The 21,878-nt window shown below is 42.1% G+C and carries 18 protein-coding genes; 5 read left to right on the top strand and 13 right to left on the bottom strand.

The genetic code is table 11. The features are described 5' to 3' along the window. The first annotated feature begins 26 nt into the window (after positions 1-26). Both PSF67_RS02595 and ybaL read left to right on the top strand, forming a co-directional pair. Positions 27-1,250: an MFS transporter gene (locus PSF67_RS02595; RefSeq protein ID WP_272676477.1), complete on the top strand. Its 1,224-nt coding sequence runs from the start codon at positions 27-29 to the stop codon at positions 1,248-1,250. 286 nt (positions 1,251-1,536) lie between these two features. Continuing rightward, entirely contained in the window at positions 1,537-3,285 is a 1,749-nt protein-coding gene (gene ybaL / locus PSF67_RS02590; RefSeq protein WP_102139385.1) for a YbaL family putative K(+) efflux transporter, read from the top strand. 109 nt (positions 3,286-3,394) lie between these two features. Here ybaL and PSF67_RS02585 read toward each other — a convergent pair whose 3' ends face one another. The 4 genes from PSF67_RS02585 to PSF67_RS02570 form a co-directional block, all read right to left on the bottom strand. Then, positions 3,395-3,745, bottom strand: a complete 351-nt coding sequence (locus tag PSF67_RS02585; RefSeq protein ID WP_102139386.1) for a DUF1937 family protein — start codon at positions 3,743-3,745, stop codon at positions 3,395-3,397. A 110-nt stretch (positions 3,746-3,855) separates the two neighbouring features. After that, positions 3,856-4,632, bottom strand: a complete 777-nt coding sequence (locus tag PSF67_RS02580; protein ID WP_272676476.1) for a DeoR/GlpR family DNA-binding transcription regulator — start codon at positions 4,630-4,632, stop codon at positions 3,856-3,858. Between the two features lie 35 nt (positions 4,633-4,667). After that, the gene (locus PSF67_RS02575; RefSeq protein ID WP_102139388.1) at positions 4,668-5,897 is read right to left on the bottom strand and encodes an NAD(P)/FAD-dependent oxidoreductase; all 1,230 of its coding nucleotides are present in this window, start codon (positions 5,895-5,897) and stop codon (positions 4,668-4,670) included. Continuing rightward, positions 5,894-7,294, bottom strand: a complete 1,401-nt coding sequence (locus PSF67_RS02570) for an NAD(P)/FAD-dependent oxidoreductase (RefSeq protein ID WP_272676475.1) — start codon at positions 7,292-7,294, stop codon at positions 5,894-5,896. Before PSF67_RS02570 ends, PSF67_RS02575 begins: the two co-directional genes overlap by 4 nt. 241 nt (positions 7,295-7,535) lie before the next feature. Between PSF67_RS02570 and PSF67_RS02565 the strand changes: the two genes are divergently transcribed. Both PSF67_RS02565 and eutH read left to right on the top strand, forming a co-directional pair. Beyond that, complete coding sequence (locus tag PSF67_RS02565) at positions 7,536-8,975, top strand: FGGY family carbohydrate kinase (protein ID WP_102139390.1); 1,440 nt, start codon at positions 7,536-7,538, stop codon at positions 8,973-8,975. Positions 8,976-8,997: 22 nt separating this feature from the next. Beyond that, positions 8,998-10,248 (top strand): ethanolamine utilization protein EutH, encoded by a 1,251-nt coding sequence (gene eutH, locus PSF67_RS02560; protein ID WP_102139391.1) that lies wholly within the window; start codon positions 8,998-9,000, stop codon positions 10,246-10,248. Between the two features lie 342 nt (positions 10,249-10,590). Here eutH and PSF67_RS02555 read toward each other — a convergent pair whose 3' ends face one another. The 9 genes from PSF67_RS02555 to apt all read right to left on the bottom strand — a co-directional run bounded on the left by PSF67_RS02555 (position 10,591) and on the right by apt (position 21,185). Continuing rightward, positions 10,591-11,904 carry an inosine/guanosine kinase gene (locus PSF67_RS02555; protein ID WP_102139442.1) on the bottom strand — a complete coding sequence of 438 codons (1,314 nt, stop codon included), beginning with the start codon at positions 11,902-11,904 and terminating at the stop codon, positions 10,591-10,593. 106 nt (positions 11,905-12,010) lie between these two features. Then, positions 12,011-13,132, bottom strand: a complete 1,122-nt coding sequence (gene wzz(fepE) / locus PSF67_RS02550; protein ID WP_181490076.1) for an LPS O-antigen length regulator Wzz(fepE) — start codon at positions 13,130-13,132, stop codon at positions 12,011-12,013. 123 nt (positions 13,133-13,255) lie between these two features. Further along, positions 13,256-14,221 (bottom strand): ferrochelatase, encoded by a 966-nt coding sequence (gene hemH, locus PSF67_RS02545; RefSeq protein WP_102139392.1) that lies wholly within the window; start codon positions 14,219-14,221, stop codon positions 13,256-13,258. 181 nt (positions 14,222-14,402) lie between these two features. After that, positions 14,403-15,047: an adenylate kinase gene (adk, locus tag PSF67_RS02540; RefSeq protein ID WP_102139393.1), complete on the bottom strand. Its 645-nt coding sequence runs from the start codon at positions 15,045-15,047 to the stop codon at positions 14,403-14,405. Positions 15,048-15,239: 192 nt separating this feature from the next. Beyond that, positions 15,240-17,108: a molecular chaperone HtpG gene (gene htpG / locus PSF67_RS02535; protein ID WP_195698830.1), complete on the bottom strand. Its 1,869-nt coding sequence runs from the start codon at positions 17,106-17,108 to the stop codon at positions 15,240-15,242. A 492-nt stretch (positions 17,109-17,600) separates the two neighbouring features. Beyond that, positions 17,601-18,200: a recombination mediator RecR gene (recR, locus tag PSF67_RS02530; protein WP_102139395.1), complete on the bottom strand. Its 600-nt coding sequence runs from the start codon at positions 18,198-18,200 to the stop codon at positions 17,601-17,603. Then, positions 18,200-18,529: a YbaB/EbfC family nucleoid-associated protein gene (locus PSF67_RS02525; RefSeq protein ID WP_004260403.1), complete on the bottom strand. Its 330-nt coding sequence runs from the start codon at positions 18,527-18,529 to the stop codon at positions 18,200-18,202. Before PSF67_RS02525 ends, recR begins: the two co-directional genes overlap by 1 nt. Positions 18,530-18,577: 48 nt before the next feature. Continuing rightward, positions 18,578-20,521 carry a DNA polymerase III subunit gamma/tau gene (gene dnaX / locus PSF67_RS02520; protein ID WP_272676474.1) on the bottom strand — a complete coding sequence of 648 codons (1,944 nt, stop codon included), beginning with the start codon at positions 20,519-20,521 and terminating at the stop codon, positions 18,578-18,580. A gap of 112 nt (positions 20,522-20,633) precedes the next feature. Continuing rightward, positions 20,634-21,185, bottom strand: a complete 552-nt coding sequence (apt, locus tag PSF67_RS02515; protein ID WP_102139444.1) for an adenine phosphoribosyltransferase — start codon at positions 21,183-21,185, stop codon at positions 20,634-20,636. Positions 21,186-21,327: 142 nt separating this feature from the next. Between apt and priC the strand changes: the two genes are divergently transcribed. Beyond that, positions 21,328-21,876: a primosomal replication protein PriC gene (priC, locus tag PSF67_RS02510; protein ID WP_102139397.1), complete on the top strand. Its 549-nt coding sequence runs from the start codon at positions 21,328-21,330 to the stop codon at positions 21,874-21,876. Positions 21,877-21,878: the final 2 nt, after the last annotated feature.

Raw genomic sequence — 21,878 nt, 5'->3', positions numbered from 1 at the left:
ATGTAACACAGAAAGTTGATAATAATATGAGTGAGCAAACCACAAACCCTAACAACCCAAGCCCGTCAAAGCCAATAAACAAAACGGGGAAAACGGTCTTTAGTATCCTAACTGCCATCAGTGTCTCTCATTTGCTTAATGACATGATCCAGTCACTGATCTTAGCCATTTATCCTTTATTACAATCTGATTTTTCATTAAGTTTTGCCCAAATTGGGATGATCACCCTCACCTATCAGATTACTGCATCATTACTGCAACCTATTATCGGCTATTATACCGATAAACACCCGCAGCCATATTCTCTGCCAATAGGTATGAGCTTCACGTTAACGGGATTAATATTGCTAGCAATGGCTGAAACCTTCCCGACTATATTACTGGCCGCGGCACTCGTTGGAACCGGCTCTTCCGTATTCCACCCTGAGTCCTCACGTGTTGCACGTATGGCATCAGGGGGGCGTCATGGCCTCGCACAATCCTTTTTCCAAGTGGGTGGCAACTTAGGGGCCTCCCTTGGGCCATTACTTGCAGCGCTGATTATTGAACCTTATGGCAAAGGCAATATTGGCTGGTTCTCACTGGCTGCCCTACTTGCAATTGTTATTTTGCTGCAAGTCAGCAGTTGGTATAAACACCAACATCGTGCCGCAAGTAAAAAACCGATCGGCGCGGGAAATGTAAAAGTCTTACCACGTAAAGTCATTGTTGGCTCTTTAGCTGTACTATTAGTCCTGATTTTCTCCAAATACTTCTATTTGGCCAGTATCAGCAGCTATTACACCTTTTATCTGATCGATAAATTCGGTGTTTCAGTGCAAAATGCGCAAATTCATTTGTTTGTTTTCTTATTTGCCGTTGCCGCTGGCACAATGATTGGCGGGCCAATAGGTGACAAAATAGGGCGTAAATACGTTATTTGGTTCTCAATCCTTGGTGTTGCGCCATTTACTTTAATTTTACCCTACGCATCCCTCTATTGGACTGGGGTACTTACCGTCATTATTGGTTTGATTTTAGCCTCCGCATTTTCAGCTATTTTAGTCTACGCACAAGAGCTGATCCCCGGTAAAACCGGCATGGTATCAGGGTTGTTCTTTGGGCTGGCCTTCGGTATGGGGGGCGTTGGTGCAGCAGTTTTAGGTCATATCGCAGACCAAACCAGTATTGAACAAGTTTATCATTATTGCGCTTTCTTACCATTACTTGGGGTTTTTACAGTATTACTGCCAAATATTGGTAACAAATAGTTTTATTTTCTTATTTTACCCATACTTACCTAAAAATAAGTATGGGTCTTTCCTTCCTCAATCCAAACAAATTCCAGATAAAAATCTCACAAACATAGCGCTTGTAACGATTTAGCACCTTTAAGCTGTCTTTTTTTTAAAAACATTTCATTTTTTTAAGGAAATTTATCTCAAAAAAAGTTAGAATATAAAAACATGCAAATTGCATTTTAAAATGAAGGCCTCATTTTAAAAGTCAACGGCATGTACCCACCTTTCTATTTTTATATTCACCAGAGGAGACTAAATGGAGCATTCAACGCCCTTAATCACAACCATTGTTGGTGGTCTCGCCCTTGCATATTTGTTAGGTATGATCGCGCAGCGATTAAAAATTTCCCCTTTAGTTGGCTACCTTGCAGCCGGTGTTCTCGCAGGCCCATTTACCCCCGGTTTTGTTGCTGATGCAGCACTGGCACCTGAACTTGCTGAAATCGGTGTTATCTTACTGATGTTTGGGGTTGGCCTACATTTTTCATTAAAAGATTTACTTGCTGTTAAAGCTATCGCCATTCCCGGAGCCATTGCACAAATCGCAGTAGCCACCTTATTGGGCCTTGGCCTCTCTATGCTATTTGGTTGGGGAATATTTACAGGCGTTGTATTTGGCCTATGTTTATCCACTGCCAGTACCGTCGTATTACTACGGGCCTTAGAAGAACGTCAATTGATTGAAAGCCAGCGTGGGCAAATTGCTATAGGCTGGCTGATCGTTGAAGACTTAGCCATGGTCTTAACACTTGTTCTACTGCCTGCCGCAGCCGCTATTATGAACACAGATGACGCAAGTTTCAGTGAGCTTGCATTAGGCCTTGCATGGACAATTGGTAAAGTAGTTCTATTCATATTCATTATGATTGTCGTGGGTCGTAAAGTGATCCCATGGATTTTATCACGTACCGCATCAACAGGTTCTCGTGAACTATTTACCCTTGCTGTTCTCGCACTTGCATTAGGTATTGCCTATGCCGCTGTGGCGATTTTCGATGCTTCATTTGCCCTCGGTGCGTTCTTCGCAGGGATGGTATTAAATGAGTCTGAGCTCAGCCATCGCGCTGCACAAGACACTCTACCATTACGTGACGCCTTTGCTGTTCTGTTCTTTGTCTCGGTTGGGATGCTATTCGACCCAGTCGTGTTAATTGAACAACCTTTAGGGATTTTAGGGGTTCTGGCCATTATCATTATTGGTAAATCTGCAGCGGCCTTGGTTCTTGTCAGGATGTTTGGGCACTCACGGCGAACAGCGCTAACCATTTCCGTCAGTTTGGCGCAAATCGGTGAGTTTGCCTTTATCTTAGCAGGCATGGGCTTGACCCTTGGCGTGATGGATAAAGACGCACAAAACTTGGTATTAGCAGGTGCAATTGTCTCTATTATGCTGAATCCTGTGTTATTTAGCTTATTAGATAAGTACCTTGAGAAAACCGAGACTATCGAAGAGCAACTGCTGGAAGAGACTCTGGAAGAAGAAACTCAAGTTCCTGTCGATATCTGCGGCCACGCAATCATCGTCGGTTACGGCCGAGTCGGTGGCATGCTTGCAGACAAACTGCGTAGAAGGGAGATTCCGGTTGTTGTTGTTGAAGATACCCGCGCTCGGTTTGAAGAACTTGCTGAAAATGGCTTTAGCGCAATTTTAGGCAATGGCGCAAATAAAGATATCATTAGTCTTGCACGTATTGAATGCGCCAAAACATTGCTTTTAACCATTCCGAATGGTTATGAAGCAGGGGAGATTGTCGCAACAGCAAAAGAAATGAACCCAGATATCACTGTGATTGTTCGTGCCCATTATGATGATGAAGTCAGCTTTATCAAAGAACGAGGGGCTGAGCATATTATTATTGGTGAACATGAAATTGCTAAATCTATGGCGACACTCATGTGCAATGATGTGGAAGAGTTCGGTTGTTCTATTGATGATTTTATTGATAACGACAATAGAAAAGTCGAAGGCAAAAACTTAGATGAATATCTAAAACCTAGCCACTAAACGCCGCCCTATCTTTAAAGCCGTAGCCTTTGGGTTACGGCTTTTTTGTGCACAAAAAAATCCATGACGATAAAACGTCATGGATCATCAAGATAGCGATAAATAAACGTTATTCTGCCATTTGTTCTTTGAACTCATCCCCTGTCCAAACCGGCAACCCTTGATCTTTAAAAAACTGAATTTCCGCTGCAACACCGCCGCTCTTCTCCCACCCCGGTAATGTCAGCACAATTAACCCATCACAACGCTTTAGAAACTCCATATCAATAGAAGACCAAGCGACTTTTTGTCCTTGTGAGGCAAGGTATTGGTTAATAGGATGGGTCATCGTGATTTGGCTATAAGTTGCTATACCTTTAAGCGCAAGCTCTGCCGCGAATTTAGTGCACTCTTGGAAGCGCATTTCCACAACATTGCTATCGGGGTCTGAATAAGGGCAAGCAATAAAATAGAGGCTCATAATAATTCCTAGTATTGGCGTTAATCAAATTTTGGGTAAAGTAACCCTATGAAAAATAATTAAATATATTTCATAGGGAGTGTTTATAATTGAATGATAAAAATTAAAGCTTATTCAACACCCGCAACAATAATCTTCGTTTTAGGGTGTTTTTTATTTTCAGGTAATTTAAACTCTTTGCTGGTGGTCACCAAATAGTCAATATTTTCCCAACTTGTCACAAAATTAATCGCATGCTTATTGGCCTTTGTGCCATCCGCTAATACCATTAATTTATCGCTATTTTCCATCATCTTTTGCGCGATCGCAGCTTCATCGACGTGCTGGTCCATCACACCATGCAGCGCGTGTATCGCCCCTGCGCCAATCACTGCGTAATCAGCAAAAAATTCAGCAATATTTTTTAGTGCAATCGCACCTAAGCATGCATTTTGCGCTGCATTAAATTGTCCACCAATCAAAATTGTTTCGATGGTTGAGTTTTCTTGTAACGTATTTGCCAATAAAGGCGAATTCGTAATGACGGTTAAATTATCAATCAACTTGATTCTTTGGCTAAATTCAAAGGTGGTTGTGCCAAAATCAATAAACAATGTGTCTCCGGGTTTTATCAGCTCAGCCGCTTTTGCTGCAATCGCTTTTTTCTCATCAACCGCGGCTTGTGCTCTTTCCGTAAAATTACGCTCAAATTTTGACTGGATATTAACGGCTCCACCATGGACTTTTTTCAGTAACTTTTGAGTTTCAAGTTTACTAAGGTCACGACGGATAGTTTCTTGCGCGACATTAAAATGTTTTGCAAGCTCCTGTACGTAAACCTGCCCTTGAGTAGAAAGCAGCTCAATGATGGTTTGATGACGTACTTTTGAGGAACGTCCCTCACACATAGTTTAATCCTTCTTAACCATTTAACTTTCCAGCACTATACAACAGTGATACTAATTTCAGTAGCGTCCCGTTGTATTTTTGTTAAATCAATATTTTTCAGTAAAATACGTCGTGTTGGTAAACAGCGATGGCGTTTTTCATATAACAGGGTATTTCCTGCCATAACTCGAATAGTTCCGCTCACAGGTTGTTCAACTTTGATATTAAAATCAATTTGTCGCACTGATAAATTATCAATATCAATACATGCAGGAACACTAAAACAAATTTTCGAGTCAAACTGCACAGGAATATGTTGGGTTTCTTTCAATTGTTGTTGATGATGATTCGCTAATAAATCGTCTGCTATCCGCCCTCCTGTCACTAAACCTTCTTGATAGCATTGGTCACCCATATCGGCCGGATGCAACATATTGCCCGCAGCATAATAACTAGCATCTGAGCAACGCCCATATTGGTCTGTTACCGGTTTTCCTGTCGCTGCATCAAACCCCAAATGGCTTTTACGGATTAAGGTGTTTTCACCAACAAATTGCCCCGTAAAAATGACCGAATCACACATAATTTTGTGGCTTTTACCTTTGGTTTCAATAACCACATATTCCACGCGATCTAATCCACCAATTTCAGTAATTTTACTATTCAAATAAACGGGGGTTCCCATCGCTTTGGCAAATAAAGTCGCGGGTTTAAACGCTAAAATCCGTTCGCCACTTTCAATCATCGCTTGGGCTTTAACACCTGCATTTTTTAGTGTCCATAATGCAGAAAAACTCACTAATTCACTGCCTACTATCACTGGATTGCGGCAAGGCTTCTTACCATTTAGATAAACAAATTGCTGTAATGCCCCGGCTGTTAATACCCCTTGAGGGCGCAAGCCTGAAACTAAGCGCGGGTGTCTAGGTGTTTCTCTGACCCCAGTCGCTATCAGAACCCGCTTAGCTTGCATTTCGACAAGGCCTTCTGGTGTTGAAACCGTTAATTTTCCATTAGGCTGCAGTGCCGTTACCGTACTACGGGTAAAAATTGGTGTATTTCCCAGTTGATTAACAATTTTTTCTGCAAATTGATTGCCTTTCATCGGGCGCTTGAATGCGAGTATGCCAAAAGTTGGGTGCTGGCAATGACGCGGAACGCCTCCTGCCTGCGCTTCACGTTCAATAATGGCGATATTTTGAATACCGCGACGACGCAAAGCCTGTGCCGCAGCAACACCAGTAGGGCCCGAGCCAATGATAATCACATCATAATTTAAACTCATTTTACGGCCTCCACTGCTAGTGTGTGGTCGAAACGACCATTAATGATTTCAGCCACCTGGCTACTACAATAAAACCCATTACAGCGCCCCATCATCACTCGCGTTCTGCGACGTAAAGCGCCCAAACATTCGGGAGGAATATCCGAATCAAATGCGGCCTCAATCTCCCGCTGAGTCACTAATTCACAATGGCAAACAATACCGCCATTGCTTTTGCATTGGTAATCCCGCTGATGATATTCAGAAATCATTGGCATGGTTGGCCAAATTAGCGCTTCTGGCGGTGATAATTCAAAAAGTGGTGTGAAGTTTTCTTGATACAATTTACCAAGATAGCTTGCCACCCCTAAAGCCGAAGTTAAGCCTGTTGAACGAATTCCCCCCGCACATATCCACTGTTTTTCAGGATAATCATTAATACGGTAATACTTTTCTTCTGTGGCAGGACGTAACCCCGCATAGGTTGCGGTCACACTGTAATTGTGCAATGAAGGTAACATACGTGAACCTTGGGCAATTAAGTCCTCAAGGACTTCTTGTTTTACTTCTGCCTTCCAACGGTCATCTTGTTCTTCCGCTGTTGGGCCAAGTAAGAGGTTGCCAAAGATGGTTTTTGATAGCAAAACACCTTTTGTGATAGCCGTTGGCACTGGCAAGATAATCGCATTGATATCTGCTGCTGCGGCTTTATCATAAACGAGGAACTGCCCTTTACGTGGTTTTATTTGGAACGGTGATGGGTGGCAAATTGATTCAACAATGTCCCCGTTGATCCCTGCGCAGTTAATGACTAAACGGGCAGAAAACTCACCTTTTGATGTGGTTAAACGCCATATTCCATCATTGAGTGCTCCACCGCTTACCTCACAATGAAAACTGTATTCAGCCCCATGTTTCACAGCTTGTGTTAAATACGAAAGTGGTGTACTCCATGGGTCGATAACCGCCTCACCTGGCACAGAAACGGCCGCAAGTGCGCCTTGTGCTAAATGTGGTTCTCTACGATAGAGTTCTTCTTTATCAATAATTGTCACATCTAATACATTATTAGTGTGCGCTTGCTCAACTATCGCAGGTAATTTACTGAGTTGCTCATCATTCCATGCAACCACTAATGCTCCTGTTTCAAGAAGAGGTAAATTCATTTTTTCTCTGATTTCAATGAATTCACGATACCCTTCTTGCATGCACTCAAGTTCTAGACTCCCTGGTGTGGCGTCAAAACCTGTATGTAATAGCGCACTATTTGCCTTACTTGCTCCCGAAAGAATGTCACCTCCACGTTCGAGTAACAACGTGTTGGCACCCATCAGTGTGAATTTGCGTGTCACTGCACAGCCAATGACACCACCGCCGATGACAATGACATCCCAAATCTTTTTATTATTAATTTCCATGGCTGAGATCCTTAACTTAAAACTTGCACACATAAAACCACATAATTCCCACAATCACAATAATTAAAACAACACAAAGCACAACAACAACCAAAAACTTACTCACATTGTTACTTTATTGTGAGTTTTGTCACATTAGTGAAACTTACTGTGAGTTTTTTGTGGATTTTATTTCCGATTAAACGATAGTAAGCAAAAAAACAGACCTATTTACAACATTTATAACACTGGGAATACTGTGATGCTCAATCAACGTTATGCGGCTATCGATCAGGGAACAACGGGAACCCGGGTCGTTGTCTTTGAAGAAGGCGGCCATTACCACTCCCCTATGAGCATTCCTCATAAGCAAATCACATTGAATAGTGGTTGGGTTGAACACGACCCAGAGGAAATACTGGCAAACATCATTAAGTGCTTACACAGCTGTGAAGTTGTTGATGCTATTGGGCTTTGTCACCAAGGTGAAAGTATTGTGGCATGGGATGCGGATAGCAAGCGTCCTTTATACAATGCCATTGTCTGGCAAGACTTGCGGACAGAGAAAACCATCTCAATGCTCAAAGAGGCAGGGTTAGAGCCACTGGTGCAATCTAAGTCGGGATTACCTCTCGACCCGTATTTTTCCGCCAGCAAAATGGGGTGGATAATTGAAAATGTCGTCGGAGCAAAAACATTAGCGGATAAAAATAAACTACGTATCGGTACGATGGATGCTTTTTTTCTCGACCGTTTATGTGGCGTATTCGTCACCGACTATAACTCAGCATCTCGAACGTCATTACTCAACATTCATACATTAGAATGGGACCAAGAACTGTGTGACATTTTTGGTGTTCCCATCCACTGCTTACCACCAATTAAAGATAACATCGGTGATTTTGGTGCAGTAAATCTCGATGGGCATCTCACACCAGTCACAGCCATTATTGTTGACCAATTTGCTGGCACATTTGGCCATGGCTGTCGTGAAAAAGGTGATGCAAAAATTACCTTCGGTACAGGCGCTTTTTTGCAAGCATTGACTGGTACAGATATACCACAAACTCATGACAGCGGTTTACTACCCACACTCTGCTGGAAGTTCCCCAATCAACCCCCTGTATTTGGCTTAGATGGTGGCGTGTACAACGCAGCGTCTGCCATCAATTGGGCTCGCAAAATCGGTTTATTTGACTCATTCGATGAGCTTGGTGATTTCAGGGCTGAATCTGCGATTAAACGTGGTCTCGCCTTTGTCCCAGCGTTATCTGGTTTAGGCTGCCCATACTGGGATCGCAGTGCTGCGGGTCTCTGGGCGGGGCTTTCATTAGATACTGACAAAAAAGATATGATGCAGTCTGTTTTGGAAGGCATCGCAGCGCGCTCCGCTGAAGTTATTTTTGCAATGGAAAAAATTTCACCGTTAGGCCAATCAATCTCAGTCGATGGAGGGCTTTCTTCAAATCAATATTTTAAACAATTTTTAGCGAATTTATTACAGAAAGACATTGAAGCACCAGCAAACCGTGAAGTCACCGCACTAGGCGCAGCCTTGCTGGCTCGCAAAGGCATCGGTATCACTCACGAAATGGCGGTAAGACGCAACGCTACTGTGACACATCCTGATGGAACGAACATGCAAGGTGTGATGGAACAATATCGCGACATCATTGCCCGTTCTCGCCAATTAAGACACTAAAATAATAAAAGGAAACCCTACCATGGCTGAATTCGGAAATTACATTATTTACTTGATCATGTGCGGAGCCATCATTGGCGCAGTCGCATCCATTGTCAGACCCACCAGCGATCTTGGAAAAGAGTTTGTTAACGGGATCTTTTCTATTGGTCCCGTGTTTCTTGCCCAAGCGGGGATCATGGCTGCAGTTCCACTACTCTCACAGTTAATCTCTTACATTCTTGGGCCTGTCTTTTCCTCTGTTGGATCAGACGTTTCCATTGCGGCCTTATCGATTATTGCAGTTGACATGGGCGGTTACCAACTAGCCGATGCACTGACGACGAATCGAGACATGTGGATCACCGCAATGTTGATCGGTTATACCTCTGGGGCCACTATTGTTTACCTGATCCCAGTAGGGTTAACAATGCTAAATCGCAAAGATCATAAATACCTTGCGCTTGGTGCAATGGCTGGGTTGATCTCAATACCATTTGGCGTACTCGCTTCACTGCTATTAATTACGTTCAATAATATTCCTGTCAGGGATATTATCTCTACAAACTCACCGGCAGCACATCAATTGACCTTAGATTTCTTTACCATGTTGCAATACTTGATGCCGCTGTTTGTATTCTGTTTTTTATTAGCTGCTGGGCTAAAATATCGCCCAATGTTAATGGTAACGGGTTTCCTGATTTTCGGTAAAATCATGGATGCATTCGTCAAATTAGTCTTAGCATTTTCAATCGTTGAACACTTTACCGGGGTATTCACTAAAGTTTTCGGGGCATGGGGCTTCGACCCACTGTTTGCGGACCAAAATGAGTTATTCCGCGCCATCGAGATTGCGGGCTATATCGGTATTATGTTAGCGGGTACATTCCCAATTTGTTATTTATTCCAACGCTACTGTAAACCTTTAGTACGTGCATTAAGTAACCGTTTAAAACTGAGTGATACCGGGTCTTTGGGTTTTATTATGGTTATGGCAAACATTATTGCAACTTATCATTTATTCAAAGAAATGCGAGCTAGAGACAAAGTACTCTGCGTTGCATTTGGTGTTTGTGCGCAAGCCACCATCGGTGACCACCTTGCGTTCACGGCCAATTTCCAACCCACGCTTGTTTTACCTATTCTGCTTGGTAAGTTGGTTGGTGGCTTCTTAGCGGTATTTATTGCGATTAAAATATCAGTGCCACAAGCAATGCGCTATGAAGCTGAAGATATAAAAGCGGCTGAAATAGCCAAAGAAGAAAGTGAACTCGCTGTTGCGAAGCAACATTAATTAACATTAACCATATTTATATATTTAAATATACAACTCGCTGCATGCTAAATATGAATACTCATAAAGTAGTATGCAGCTTTTATTTATTGGTCTGAAATTAATTCAAACTCTCATCAATTATTAACATTGCACTCACTATATGGTTATTTATATTAGTCATCATTAACCATTACATTATTTATAGATACATAATTTGAATGTAAATAATTACTTCAGTTAATAAAATTTAGTGACAACAATTCATCAAAATAATTGTTCAAAAATAAAGGCACCTCAATAACAATTATATTGAAGTGCCTTAAAATCGATATCATTAATTAAAATGAGAATTATTTCGCTTTAACGTTCCCAATAAGATTCTTCTAAACTATCTTCTTTTTCAGGTAAGCCACGAGTCAAGCGAGGCGAATGCTGAGTTAATACTTGATAACTTACACGATTAGCATATTTACACACTTGGGCTAAAGATGAATAAGTTAAGTATTGGCGCTCATGTTTACTGGAATTAGGCACATTAGAGCGATGGTAAGAATTGGCAGTAATATCGTGAAGTAATGCAGATAAAGCCCCGTCTCCCGCCCCATTCGTGTTCATGATTTTCTCAGGCCCGCCCATGTAAGGCTCAATATGCGAGAAAATTCGTAATGGAACTTGGCAATCTTGCTGACGCATTGCTCGGCTAAACTCGTATAAGTTAAATTCTGCAATCGCCCCCGGCAATAGTGGGTGCTGCGTCGTACGTTTATAAGCGTCTTCCGTATAGCCAGCCATATACAAGCCTGACGGGCCCGCTGTGCATAAAACTAAATCGACCCAGTCTAATGCCATATTAGAGGCCAGTAATGGGTCACTCAGCCCTGTCAGCTCCTGTGCTTCATCTTCATTCATTGCAACTACTGAAATATGTTCCGCTAAGAAATCACGCCAGAACTGAGGGTCTTGAGCGATGACAAATTTAGTTCCAAGCGTCAACACAACGGGAACATTATGCTTTTTCGCATACGCAATAGCCTGCATAGTCGCATCCGGCATAGTTTCTCCGGGTTTGCAGCGGACTAAATAAGCCGTTAAAACCAGCGCGGAAGCCCCCGCAATGATATCTTCGGGAATGCTATTTGGGTGCAAGCGGTTCATATGGCCTGGACTGATAGCAAAAGTTCGCTCGCCATTTTCAGTAACTAAGGTAAAACAACGCCCAATAGGGCCATCCACACCTTGTAGAAAATTTAAATCCATACGGCTTGAGGTGTGGCATAAATAGCGATAGGCATAGCTACCAATTTGGATGTTATTACACATTGTGCCCAATAACACAGATCTGTCATCGGCTAATACTGAATAATTGTGCAGTGTATTGCCAATTGTCCCACCCGCAAACTCATGAGTAATCAATGCATTATCTGTAAGTTCTTTATATAAAGCTTCAGCGGCATCATCTTCAATAACCAATGAATGTCCCTTACTCAACTGGTAGCGCTGAATGAAATCGTCATCCACTTTCGCTTCAATATCGACTAGTGTTTGATCGATACCAACGATATAGGACTTACAATTCTCATCATCCGCCAATGTTTCTTTTAAAGGCTGTAATAAAGGATCTCTGAGGCTAACAGGAAAATAGTGTTTTGACTTGCGTTGACCGGGGAATTTCATAATTAGAAGATTAACAATGGAACATCGCCCTATTCTAGCACGATAAAGTAAAGCCAGCACCTGCAAAGAAGGCACTGGCTCCATTGTTTGTCATTTGGAAGTTATTTTACTGATTTTGATATTTATAATCGCGGTAAAGTTCCCGACTTAACACAAATGCACAACTCAAAATTAAACCAAGTATTGCGCTTAATGCAACAATTAACGATGATTTTGGTGAATCTTTATGCAACGGTAAGTCTGGCGTTAAAATAAATTTAACTGGCGTAAAATTTAATTCTTTACTGGTTAACTCTTGTAAATCATCAATATAAATTTTACGGTTTTGTAGGTTTTCGCTCATCAATGCCAAATCACGATTTTGGGTTTCGATCAGTAATTTTTTCTCTAAAGCTTCAGTTCCTAACGCAATAGGGTAATCAGGGTCATCATTGATAGCAACAGAATCGCTGGCTATCGGCTTTTCAATTCCAGCCGCTTTTGCAATATCAACAGCTCGTTTAAGCCTTTCAACCTTAACATCGTATTCCGTTTGAATTTTGCTGACTTCGCGTTTTAGTGACTCACTGGCATAAATAAGTTTCTCTGAAATCATATTGTCGATTTCAACTTTTAACTGTTGCCTTACTTTCGATGCACTATAGCGAATATAACCTTCAAGTAAGTCCTGGGCTTCCGTTGGCAAAGGGGCAGTAAAGCTCAAAACAATATCACTTGAAGTACTGTTTTTCTCTTTTGAGAGATCTTGAATTTTAATATCATTAGAAATGATTGAGTTTACTAACCTTTGCTGAGCGATAACATCATCTTTTGGGTCAATTTTCTCTGCAAGATTATGATAATACTCAGTACTTCTTATATAACTCTCTTGATTAACTTTCGAACGATATTGGTCAATAAATGCAGTAAAAACACGTTGAGCACTGAGATCAATAGGAATATCTAAGACATCCAATTGCGCTTTAAATGCATTGACTTCTTTAAGCTCTTCAGATGCAGGAGGAATAACAATAGCAGTACTGCTCCATTTTTGAGGTAATAACTTAACAACACCAACACTTACCCCAATACAAACAATCGTAAATATAAGAATCAAAAATTTATGTTTTAACAAAATGGAAAACAAGGCCATCAAATCAATTTCATCGTTTTGCTGTATATGAAATTGATGAGCAGAAGACGACTTCTGCTCTATATTACCTTGTGGTGGCTGCTGCTTATTGCTCATATTAATTCCAAAAGACATAACATTCATTCAATCATTTATAATTTCAGATAAGTGATTATAGTCTATAATCAGCTTATTGATATATCGATAAGCAAACTTTTCTGCATTAATTTACTGAATTACTTATTTCAGTACATCTTGAATTATTGAATTAATCATATGAATACTATTTGGATTATCATTTAACGCCGGTATGTAATTATATTTATTACCGCCACTACTCATAAAAAACTCTTTATTTTGCTCGCTAATTTCTTCTAATGTTTCTAAGCAATCAACTGAAAACCCTGGGCAAATGACCTGAACTGACTTTACTCCTTGTGCGGGTAATTCATGCATCGTTTTATCCATATAAGGCATCAACCAAGGCTCACGTCCAAAACGTGACTGGTAGGTAAGCATGACTTTGTCACTTGGATAATTCAGCGCCTCACGGAGTGCCTCCGCCGTTTTTTCGCATTCTTGCTGGTAAATATCTCCGGTATCACAATAACGCTGCGGAATACCATGGAAAGACAATATAAGCCTATCTGGCTCACCATGCAGAGCAAAGCTTTCTTCTATCGAGCTGACTAGCGCTTGAATATAAGCGGGATGTGTCGCATAGCTCCGAATAAATTGCACACTTGGAATGGTACGTCTGCTTGCAAATGCTCTCGTTAATGCATCATACACCGCTGCAGTTGTCGTACAGGAGTACTGTGGATACAGTGGAAGTACCACTAAATCGGTCACGCCTTGGTCTAGCAAGCTATCCACCGCACTTTTAATTGAAGGTGAACCATAACTCATACCTATCTCTACGGCAGTATTCGGCAATAATTCAGCGAGCTTTTGCTTTTGACGTAAAGAATAAACCAGTAATGGCGAGCCACCTTCTAACCAAATAGATTGGTATAATTTCGCTACCTTAGAAGAACGAAGCGGTAAAATCGCCCCATGCAAAATGGGTTTCCAAATCAAGCGGGGTACATCAATAACGCGTTTATCACTAAGAAATTCGGCTAAATAGCGTTTCACTGCTGAGGTCGTTGGGGCATCAGGGGTTCCTAGGTTAGCTAACAAAATGCCGTATTTTTTTTCTGACATGAAACAACTCCTAATTGATAATTATTCCCAACTTTAGCACAGTTAATTAACGATTTTTGTCACCAAGTGGTATAAAAAACAAAGGCAGCGATCATCGCTGCCTCCATATAATACCTTATACTTAAAATAATTCGAATTGCAGTGACTATTACTGCAATACACATCATGATAAGTACAAATATTAACCTAAAATTTTCGCCAGTTCTTCACTAACTTCTGCTACTTTACGCGTACCGTCTAATTTGAAGTACTTGGTATTCCCTTGTTTAGCTTCATTTTGGTAATACGCAATTAAAGGTGCAGTTAATGCATGGTATTCAACCAGACGCTTACGTACGGTGTCTTCTTGGTCATCTTTACGGATGGTTAGTTCTTCACCTGTTACATCGTCTTTGCCTTCAACCTTTGGTGGGTTAAAGTTGATATGATAAACACGGCCTGATGGTGCATGCACACGACGACCAATGATGCGCTCAACAATGATTTCATCAGGTACATCAAATTCCAGCACGTTATCAACAGTGATGCCAGCTTCTTTCATGGCGTCCGCTTGAGGGATAGTACGGGGGAACCCATCCAACAAGAAGCCATTGCGGCAGTCATCTTGTTTGATGCGCTCTTTAACTAATGCGATAACTAATTCATCAGTAACTAATTTACCGTTATCCATCAGCTCTTTAGCTTGTAAACCAAGTTCGCTCCCTGATTTAACAGCGGCACGTAACATGTCACCGGTTGAAATTTGAGGGATCCCAAACTTTTCCATAATAAATTGAGCTTGAGTGCCCTTACCAGCGCCTGGAGCGCCAAGCAGAATGATACGCATTGCGTAAACCCCTTGCTATTTAGATTTTTATAATTTGAAAAGAAAACAAGCTACCATACCATTAGCATGCCGCTTTACTCAAGAACACACGTAAACGATTTCGCATTTATCTTTTTTCGCAAAAGAAAAAAACCACGCTAAAGCACAAGCAAAAGCGTGGTTTATGCTCAATAACGAAAATACTAGATTAAATTACTTTAGAAGTAATTCATTGATTTTTCGTATAAATAGGTTTGGATCTTCCAATGTACCACGTTCTGCTAATAATGCTTGATCCAGCAGGACATCAACCCAATCAGCAAACACGGACTCATCAGTGACTTCAGCTGCTTTTTTAACCAAAGGGTGCGTTGGGTTCAATTCGAAGTTATATTTCACTTCTGGCGCGGCTTGTCCTGCTGCTGCAAACAGTTTCGCCATCTGTGTACTCATTTCATCTACATCTGTCGTGACAATTGCAGGTGTATCCGTTAAGCGATGCGTGAGTTTAACCTCTTTAACACGCTCACCAAGGAATGACTTAACGCGCTCAATAAAGGGCTCTAATTGCTTATCAGCTTCCTCTTGTTCCGCTTTGTTTTCATCCGCTAGCTTATCTAATGACTCATCGGCTTTACTTACGGATTGGAACTGTTTACCGTCGAATTCCGATAAGTAATTCATCATCCATTCATCAATACGGTCAGATAACAGCAAGACTTCTATGCCTTTTTTACGGAATAACTCAAGATGCGGGCTGCCTTTTGCCGCTGCATAGCTGTCTGCCGTGATGTAGTAAATTTTATCTTGGCCTTCAACCATGCGGCTTACATAATCGTCTAAAGAGACGTTCTGTACACTGCTATCAGTATGAGTCGTTGCAAAACGCAGGAGTTTAGCAATAGTTTCACCATTTGCCATATCTTCCGCAGGGCCTTCTTTCATCACTAAACCGAATTGTTGCCAGAAGGTTTGGTATTTTTCTGCATCTGATTTAGCCAGTTTTTCCAGCATTTGCAGGACGCGCTTGGTTAATGCACTGCGCAAACTACGGGTTAATGCGCTGTCTTGCAGTATTTCCCGCGAAACGTTCAATGGTAAATCATTGGAGTCCAACACCCCACGAATAAAACGCAGGTAATTCGGCATGAACTGTTCTGCATCATCCATAATAAATACGCGTTGAACATAGAGTTTCAAGCCGTGTTGTTGGTCACGATTCCATAAATCAAATGGCGCTTTAGAAGGCACATACAGCAGGCTGGTATACTCTTGCTTACCTTCTACACGGTTATGTGACCATGTTAGTGGGTCTGCGTAGTCATGGGAAATATGTTTATAGAACTCGGTATATTCTTCGTCTGAAATTTCAGACTTACTACGCGTCCATAATGCTTTCGCTTGGTTAATTTTTTCCCAAGTGACCGTACCGTCTTCTTCATTTTTTTCTTCGATTTCAACGGGTAAAGCAATATGGTCAGAATATTTGCTAATCACTGAACGCAAGCGCCAGTTATCCAAATATTCTTTTTCGTCATCGCGCAAATGTAAGGTAATTTCGGTGCCACGTTCGGCTTTTTCAATATCAGCGATGGTGTATTCACCTTCACCAGCAGATTCCCAGAACACACCTTCATTTGCAGGAGCACCTGCCGCACGACTACGTACCGTTACTTTGTCAGCCACGATAAATGCAGAATAGAAGCCCACACCAAATTGACCAATCATTTGGCTATCTTTGACTTGGTCACTACCTAATGATTCTAAGAATGCTTTTGTGCCGGACTTCGCGATAGTTCCGAGGTTTTCAATCACCTCTTCACGGCTCATACCGATACCGTTATCGCTGATGGTCAATGTACCTTGGTCTTTGTCAGCACTAATGCGCACGCGCAGCTCACCATCGTTTTCATACAGTTCGGGTTTAGATAATGCACGAAAACGCAGTTTATCCGCCGCATCTGATGCGTTGGAGATCAATTCGCGTAAGAAAATCTCTTTATTTGAATAAAGAGAGTGGATCATTAATTGGAGGAGTTGTTTAACTTCTGATTGGAAACCACGCGTTTCCTGTCCTTTCATACTCATTAATCGCCTCTATTTCATCAATCTAATTGGATAGGTTTGACTTATCGATGCAGATTAGTTGGGGGCGAAAAACAGAAATTCAAGCGAAAAGAACAAAAAATTTAAACCATCAGAACCAAAAGCTAATGATTAGAAAGAAAATAATCACATCCGTCATCATTCTAAAGGAAGTTGATGAAAGGGATCGTTTTAATCACCCCCAAACATATCCTCTAAATAATTTATGCTGTAGCTAGGCGTCAAATACGTTAATCCCTAGGAGCATACCAGTATATGACCTGAGTCACCGAGTGCAGCCCCTACGGCTTAAATTAATAACTGAATTCTGTAGGGTGATTTTAGAAAAACGAAATCAATACTATCCTCTAAATAGTTCAAGTTGTAGGTAGGCGGCAAATGAGGAGATCTCGAGGAGCATACATCAGTATGTGACCCGAGTCGCCGAGTGCAGCCAACACCCCTACAGCTTGAAATATGACGAGGATATTACAACCGAGAGCGGCCGGAGAGCGAATGCGATAACGTCGTACTATCGACAAGCTCCAGTTCTCCGCCAACAGGCACCCCGTGTGCAATTCGGCTCGCCGCCACTCCATATTGGCCACACATTTGCCCAATATAATTTGCCGTCGCTTCCCCTTCTACCGTTGGGTTAGTTGCTAAAATCACCTCATTGACCGTCTCTGACGCCAAACGCTCTTCGAGCCTATCAAGACCGATATCCATAGGGCCAATGCCATCAAGTGGTGATAAATGCCCCATAAGTACAAAATAGCGGCCGGAAAATTGCCCGGTTTGTTCGATTGCATAGATATCTGCGGGGCTTTCAACCACACAAATTAAGCCATTCTGTTGGCGGCGTGGGTTATCACAAATATTACAAACATCTTGTTCTGTAAATGTTCTGCAATCACGACAGTGGCCTATTTCAGACATAGCTCGAGTGAGTGATTGTGCTAAACGCATTCCACCACTACGGTCACGCTGTAAAAGATGAAAAGCCATTCGCTGCGCTGACTTGGGGCCAACCCCCGGAAGACAGCGCAGAGCTTCCATCAACGATTCAAGAAGCGGACTTGTTTGCATTAGAATGGCATCTTAAAGCCTGGTGGTAATTGCATACCACTGGAAACACTCGCCATTTTTTCTTTCTGAGTTTCTTCGATACGACGTGCAGCATCATTGAATGCCGCGGCAATCAAATCTTCTAACATTTCTTTGTCGTCTTCAAGCAAGCTAGGGTCGATTTCAACACGACGGCAGTTGTGTGAACCATTAATGGTCACTTTAACTAAGCCAGCTCCAGACTCACCTGTAGCTTCGAGTTGAGCGATTTCTTCCTGAACTTTTTGCATTTTATCTTGCATTTGCTGGGCCTGTTTCATCAGGTTACCCAATCCACCTTTACCAAACATAGTTATCTCTCACAACTGAGGCTACAGCTTAACAATGAGACTGTAGCGTTAAACGGGGCGAATACTCTCTTCATCTAATTGCGCATCAAACATTGAGCGCAGTTTTTGAATCGTTTTATCCGCAATAATAGACTGGCGCGCTTGTGCCAGTTTTTCTTCATAAATCGCCTGTCGCCATTCTAGCGGGGTTTTCACCTCGCTATTATCATCATGAACGATTTTCAGTTCAACAGTACGACCATATAGTTCGCTCAGAGCTTCTTCCAACGCTTTGTGTGCCGATGGTTTATCGAGATGCTTCTGAGCCGAGCGCAAATGTAAAACAATTTGCGACTCGCTTAACTCTTCTATATATGAATTCAAAGCTAATTGTTCAACCAGTTTGGGAATATTTAATTTTGCAATTTTCCCTGACCAACTGTCACGAACTCGCCCTTCCTCAATAATTTTAACGGCTAACTCAGGCGTTTTTTCATATTCTAACGCCTCTTTGATCCCGCTTGGCGTTGTCACTGCCTCTTTTGGCGCCATCGCCTCTTCATTTTGAGGCTTCCATTGGTATTGCTTTGGTTTTTGTAGTTTTGCCGCCTGAGACGCTTTATTAACCACATTTTGTTGATGTTTGCTGGTCACGGCGGCCAGCCTTTCCAGTGCTGATGCCGCCGGCTTAGCCCTTTCAGGCGTCACCGGTTTAGCCTTTTTTGGGCTAGGATCCTCACTTTGTGGAGATTGTAACGCCTGCCTAGCCTTCAATAACTGTAACGTTGGGCTATTGTCTGGCAGATTTTCTGCTCGCGCTTGTGTCGGAGGCACCCTTTGCGTCATATTTGATGCCGCAGACGGTGCAGATTGAACAGCGGCTTGTGGAATAACTTTTGGCGGTGCTTCAATTTCAGCAATCACATTTTTAGGATGAAAAGCTAATGCACGTAATAGTGCCATTTCAACCCCCATACGCCGCTCAGGGGCATAGGGAAGTTCTTTCCTTCCGACTAATAACGTTTGGTAAAACAGTTGAAGGTCTGCAGGGGAAATGACCCTTGCGACCTGCCGTAGCCGCCCTTCTGTCGATGACGGGTCTGTTTCTTGTTCAGCAGGAAGCAGTTGGATCATCGCGATACGGTGTAATTGCGACAAAATTTCCACCAGCAAGTTCTCCCAATCCGCTCCGCGACTGGCAGCTTGCTCCACCTGCTCCATTACCGCCATGCTATCGGCACGTACTAACGCTTCAATAATCGCTAATGGCTGTTCATCATCAAGGGTTCCTAGCATTTGGCTGACAATATCAGCCGTGACTTTCCCTTGCCCCATCGCAATGGCTTGGTCAGTTAAGCTTAATGCATCACGTAAACTACCATCAGCCGCTCTTGCTATCAGCTGGCGAGCACGTTGGTCATGCTCAATATTTTCTGCATTTAGGATGAGTTCAAGTTGCTCACTGATTTGCGTGACATCTAACGCTTTTAGATGGAATTGCAAACAGCGAGACAAAATGGTCACGGGGAGTTTTTGCGGGTCCGTCGTCGCCAATAAAAACTTCACATGTTCAGGCGGTTCTTCAAGGGTTTTTAACAACGCATTGAAACTATGACGAGACAGCATATGTACTTCGTCAATTAAATAAACTTTGAAGCGCCCACGTGCTGGTGCGTATTGGACGTTGTCTAATAATTCACGAGTGTCTTCGACTTTAGTACGGGAAGCCGCATCAATTTCAATTAAATCGACAAATCGCCCTTGTTCTATTTCAAGGCAATTAGCGCATTGTCCACAAGGCGAGGCGGTGATCCCTGTTTCACAATTAAGACCTTTAGCAAATAGGCGCGCAATCGTCGTTTTCCCTACACCACGTGTACCTGAGAAAAGATAGGCGTGATGAAGCCGCTGATGCGTTAGCCCATTAGCGAGTGCAGTCAAAACGTGCTGTTGGCCAACAACGTCTGAAAATTTTTGGGGGCGCCACTTACGGGCAAGTACCTGATAGCTCATGGATTCCACTGTCATTTAACATGGTACGTGAATATATATAATCATAGTACCATGCTACCACAGCCTCAACCTATACAGCGAGGCTGTGATAAAAATAGAGGGAAAATAAAGATTAGTGGCCTGGGAACTCAACAAGGCTATAAGAAGAAACACCTTCTTTTTGTAGACGTTCAACGCCGCCAAGATCAGGTAAACAGATGATAAATGCCGCATCAACAACATTAGCACCAAGCTGTTTGATCATTCTTACCGTTGCTTCCACGGTACCACCGGTCGCGAGTAAGTCATCAACAACTAAGACGTTATCTTCAGGGCTGATGCTATCTTTATGGATCTCAAGCGTATCGGTGCCATACTCAAGGTCGTAAGTCATACTCAATACTTCACGTGGTAACTTCCCTTTTTTACGCACAGGGACAAAACCTACGCCTAAACGTAATGCAACTGGCGCGCCAAATAGGAAACCACGCGCTTCAGTTCCTACAATTTTAGTGACGCCTTTATTTTGATAATGTTCCACTAACATATCAATCGTTGCTTGGTATGCAGCAGGGTTATTTAATAAAGTCGTAATGTCACGAAAGATCACGCCTTCGATTGGATAATTTTGAATCGATGCGATACTTTCTTTAATCAATTGCAGTTGTTGCTCTTTAGCGGTCATAATAAAAGCCATGTAGTAAACACGAAAGTGTAGAATCTATGTAAAGTACCATAAAAATGCAATAAGAAGCCGTCAATTTGGCATCAGTTTTGTTGCTGAATATCAATATTCCGCTATTTTTGACACTTAATGAGAACAAAAAATGAAAATTCCCGCTCTTTTGGACGCGTTAAAAAAGCAAATTGATGAATTGAAAACACGAGTGGAACCCATAAAGGATCTTGAGTTTTCACATTCACGCTTCGATATGCAATTGTTTAGTCGCAAATCAACCCGTTTGGGTGATTGCCAAAACGAATTACAGACCTTATACCAGCAATTGTGCCATAGCGTAACGTTAAACCACAGCGAGCAGGTCAATTTTCTGACTGAGAAAATTGTCCATCAAATGCAGGCAATTTCACGAGAGATCTCTACACAAACTTTACGTGAAAAAGAGTCTAGTTTCACTAAAAAAAGGGAACAGGTTGATTTATATGAACGTTTATCACAACACCAAGACTATGAACGACGCTTGCAGGCCATGGTGAGTGAAAAAGAACTTCATTTAAGTGAGCTAACCGACCACCGTTTGCAGCACCAATGCCAAAAAGAACTCGCTGTACTCGCAGGCCGTTTGTACCGATGCCGCCAAGCACTTTTGCGCATTGAAAAAGCCATTGAACATCAAGAAAATCAATACTTTGATTAAAT

It is taken from the genome of Providencia sp. PROV076 (assembly GCF_028483405.1).
Taxonomy (GTDB): Bacteria; Pseudomonadota; Gammaproteobacteria; order Enterobacterales; family Enterobacteriaceae; genus Providencia; species Providencia huaxiensis.
The sequence above is the reverse complement of the archived record's forward strand: the minus strand, read 5'-3'. Positions and strand labels throughout refer to the sequence as shown.

Coding starts and splice junctions, on each gene's coding strand:
- PSF67_RS02595 (WP_272676477.1), top strand. CDS start 27: ATGAGTGAGCAAACCACAAACCCTAACAACCCAAGCCCGTCAAAGCCA.
- ybaL (WP_102139385.1), top strand. CDS start 1,537: ATGGAGCATTCAACGCCCTTAATCACAACCATTGTTGGTGGTCTCGCC.
- PSF67_RS02585 (WP_102139386.1), bottom strand. CDS start 3,745: ATGAGCCTCTATTTTATTGCTTGCCCTTATTCAGACCCCGATAGCAAT.
- PSF67_RS02580 (WP_272676476.1), bottom strand. CDS start 4,632: ATGTGTGAGGGACGTTCCTCAAAAGTACGTCATCAAACCATCATTGAG.
- PSF67_RS02575 (WP_102139388.1), bottom strand. CDS start 5,897: ATGAGTTTAAATTATGATGTGATTATCATTGGCTCGGGCCCTACTGGT.
- PSF67_RS02570 (WP_272676475.1), bottom strand. CDS start 7,294: ATGGAAATTAATAATAAAAAGATTTGGGATGTCATTGTCATCGGCGGT.
- PSF67_RS02565 (WP_102139390.1), top strand. CDS start 7,536: ATGCTCAATCAACGTTATGCGGCTATCGATCAGGGAACAACGGGAACC.
- eutH (WP_102139391.1), top strand. CDS start 8,998: ATGGCTGAATTCGGAAATTACATTATTTACTTGATCATGTGCGGAGCC.
- PSF67_RS02555 (WP_102139442.1), bottom strand. CDS start 11,904: ATGAAATTCCCCGGTCAACGCAAGTCAAAACACTATTTTCCTGTTAGC.
- hemH (WP_102139392.1), bottom strand. CDS start 14,221: ATGTCAGAAAAAAAATACGGCATTTTGTTAGCTAACCTAGGAACCCCT.
- adk (WP_102139393.1), bottom strand. CDS start 15,047: ATGCGTATCATTCTGCTTGGCGCTCCAGGCGCTGGTAAGGGCACTCAA.
- htpG (WP_195698830.1), bottom strand. CDS start 17,108: ATGAAAGGACAGGAAACGCGTGGTTTCCAATCAGAAGTTAAACAACTC.
- recR (WP_102139395.1), bottom strand. CDS start 18,200: ATGCAAACAAGTCCGCTTCTTGAATCGTTGATGGAAGCTCTGCGCTGT.
- PSF67_RS02525 (WP_004260403.1), bottom strand. CDS start 18,529: ATGTTTGGTAAAGGTGGATTGGGTAACCTGATGAAACAGGCCCAGCAA.
- dnaX (WP_272676474.1), bottom strand. CDS start 20,521: ATGAGCTATCAGGTACTTGCCCGTAAGTGGCGCCCCCAAAAATTTTCA.
- apt (WP_102139444.1), bottom strand. CDS start 21,185: ATGACCGCTAAAGAGCAACAACTGCAATTGATTAAAGAAAGTATCGCA.
- priC (WP_102139397.1), top strand. CDS start 21,328: ATGAAAATTCCCGCTCTTTTGGACGCGTTAAAAAAGCAAATTGATGAA.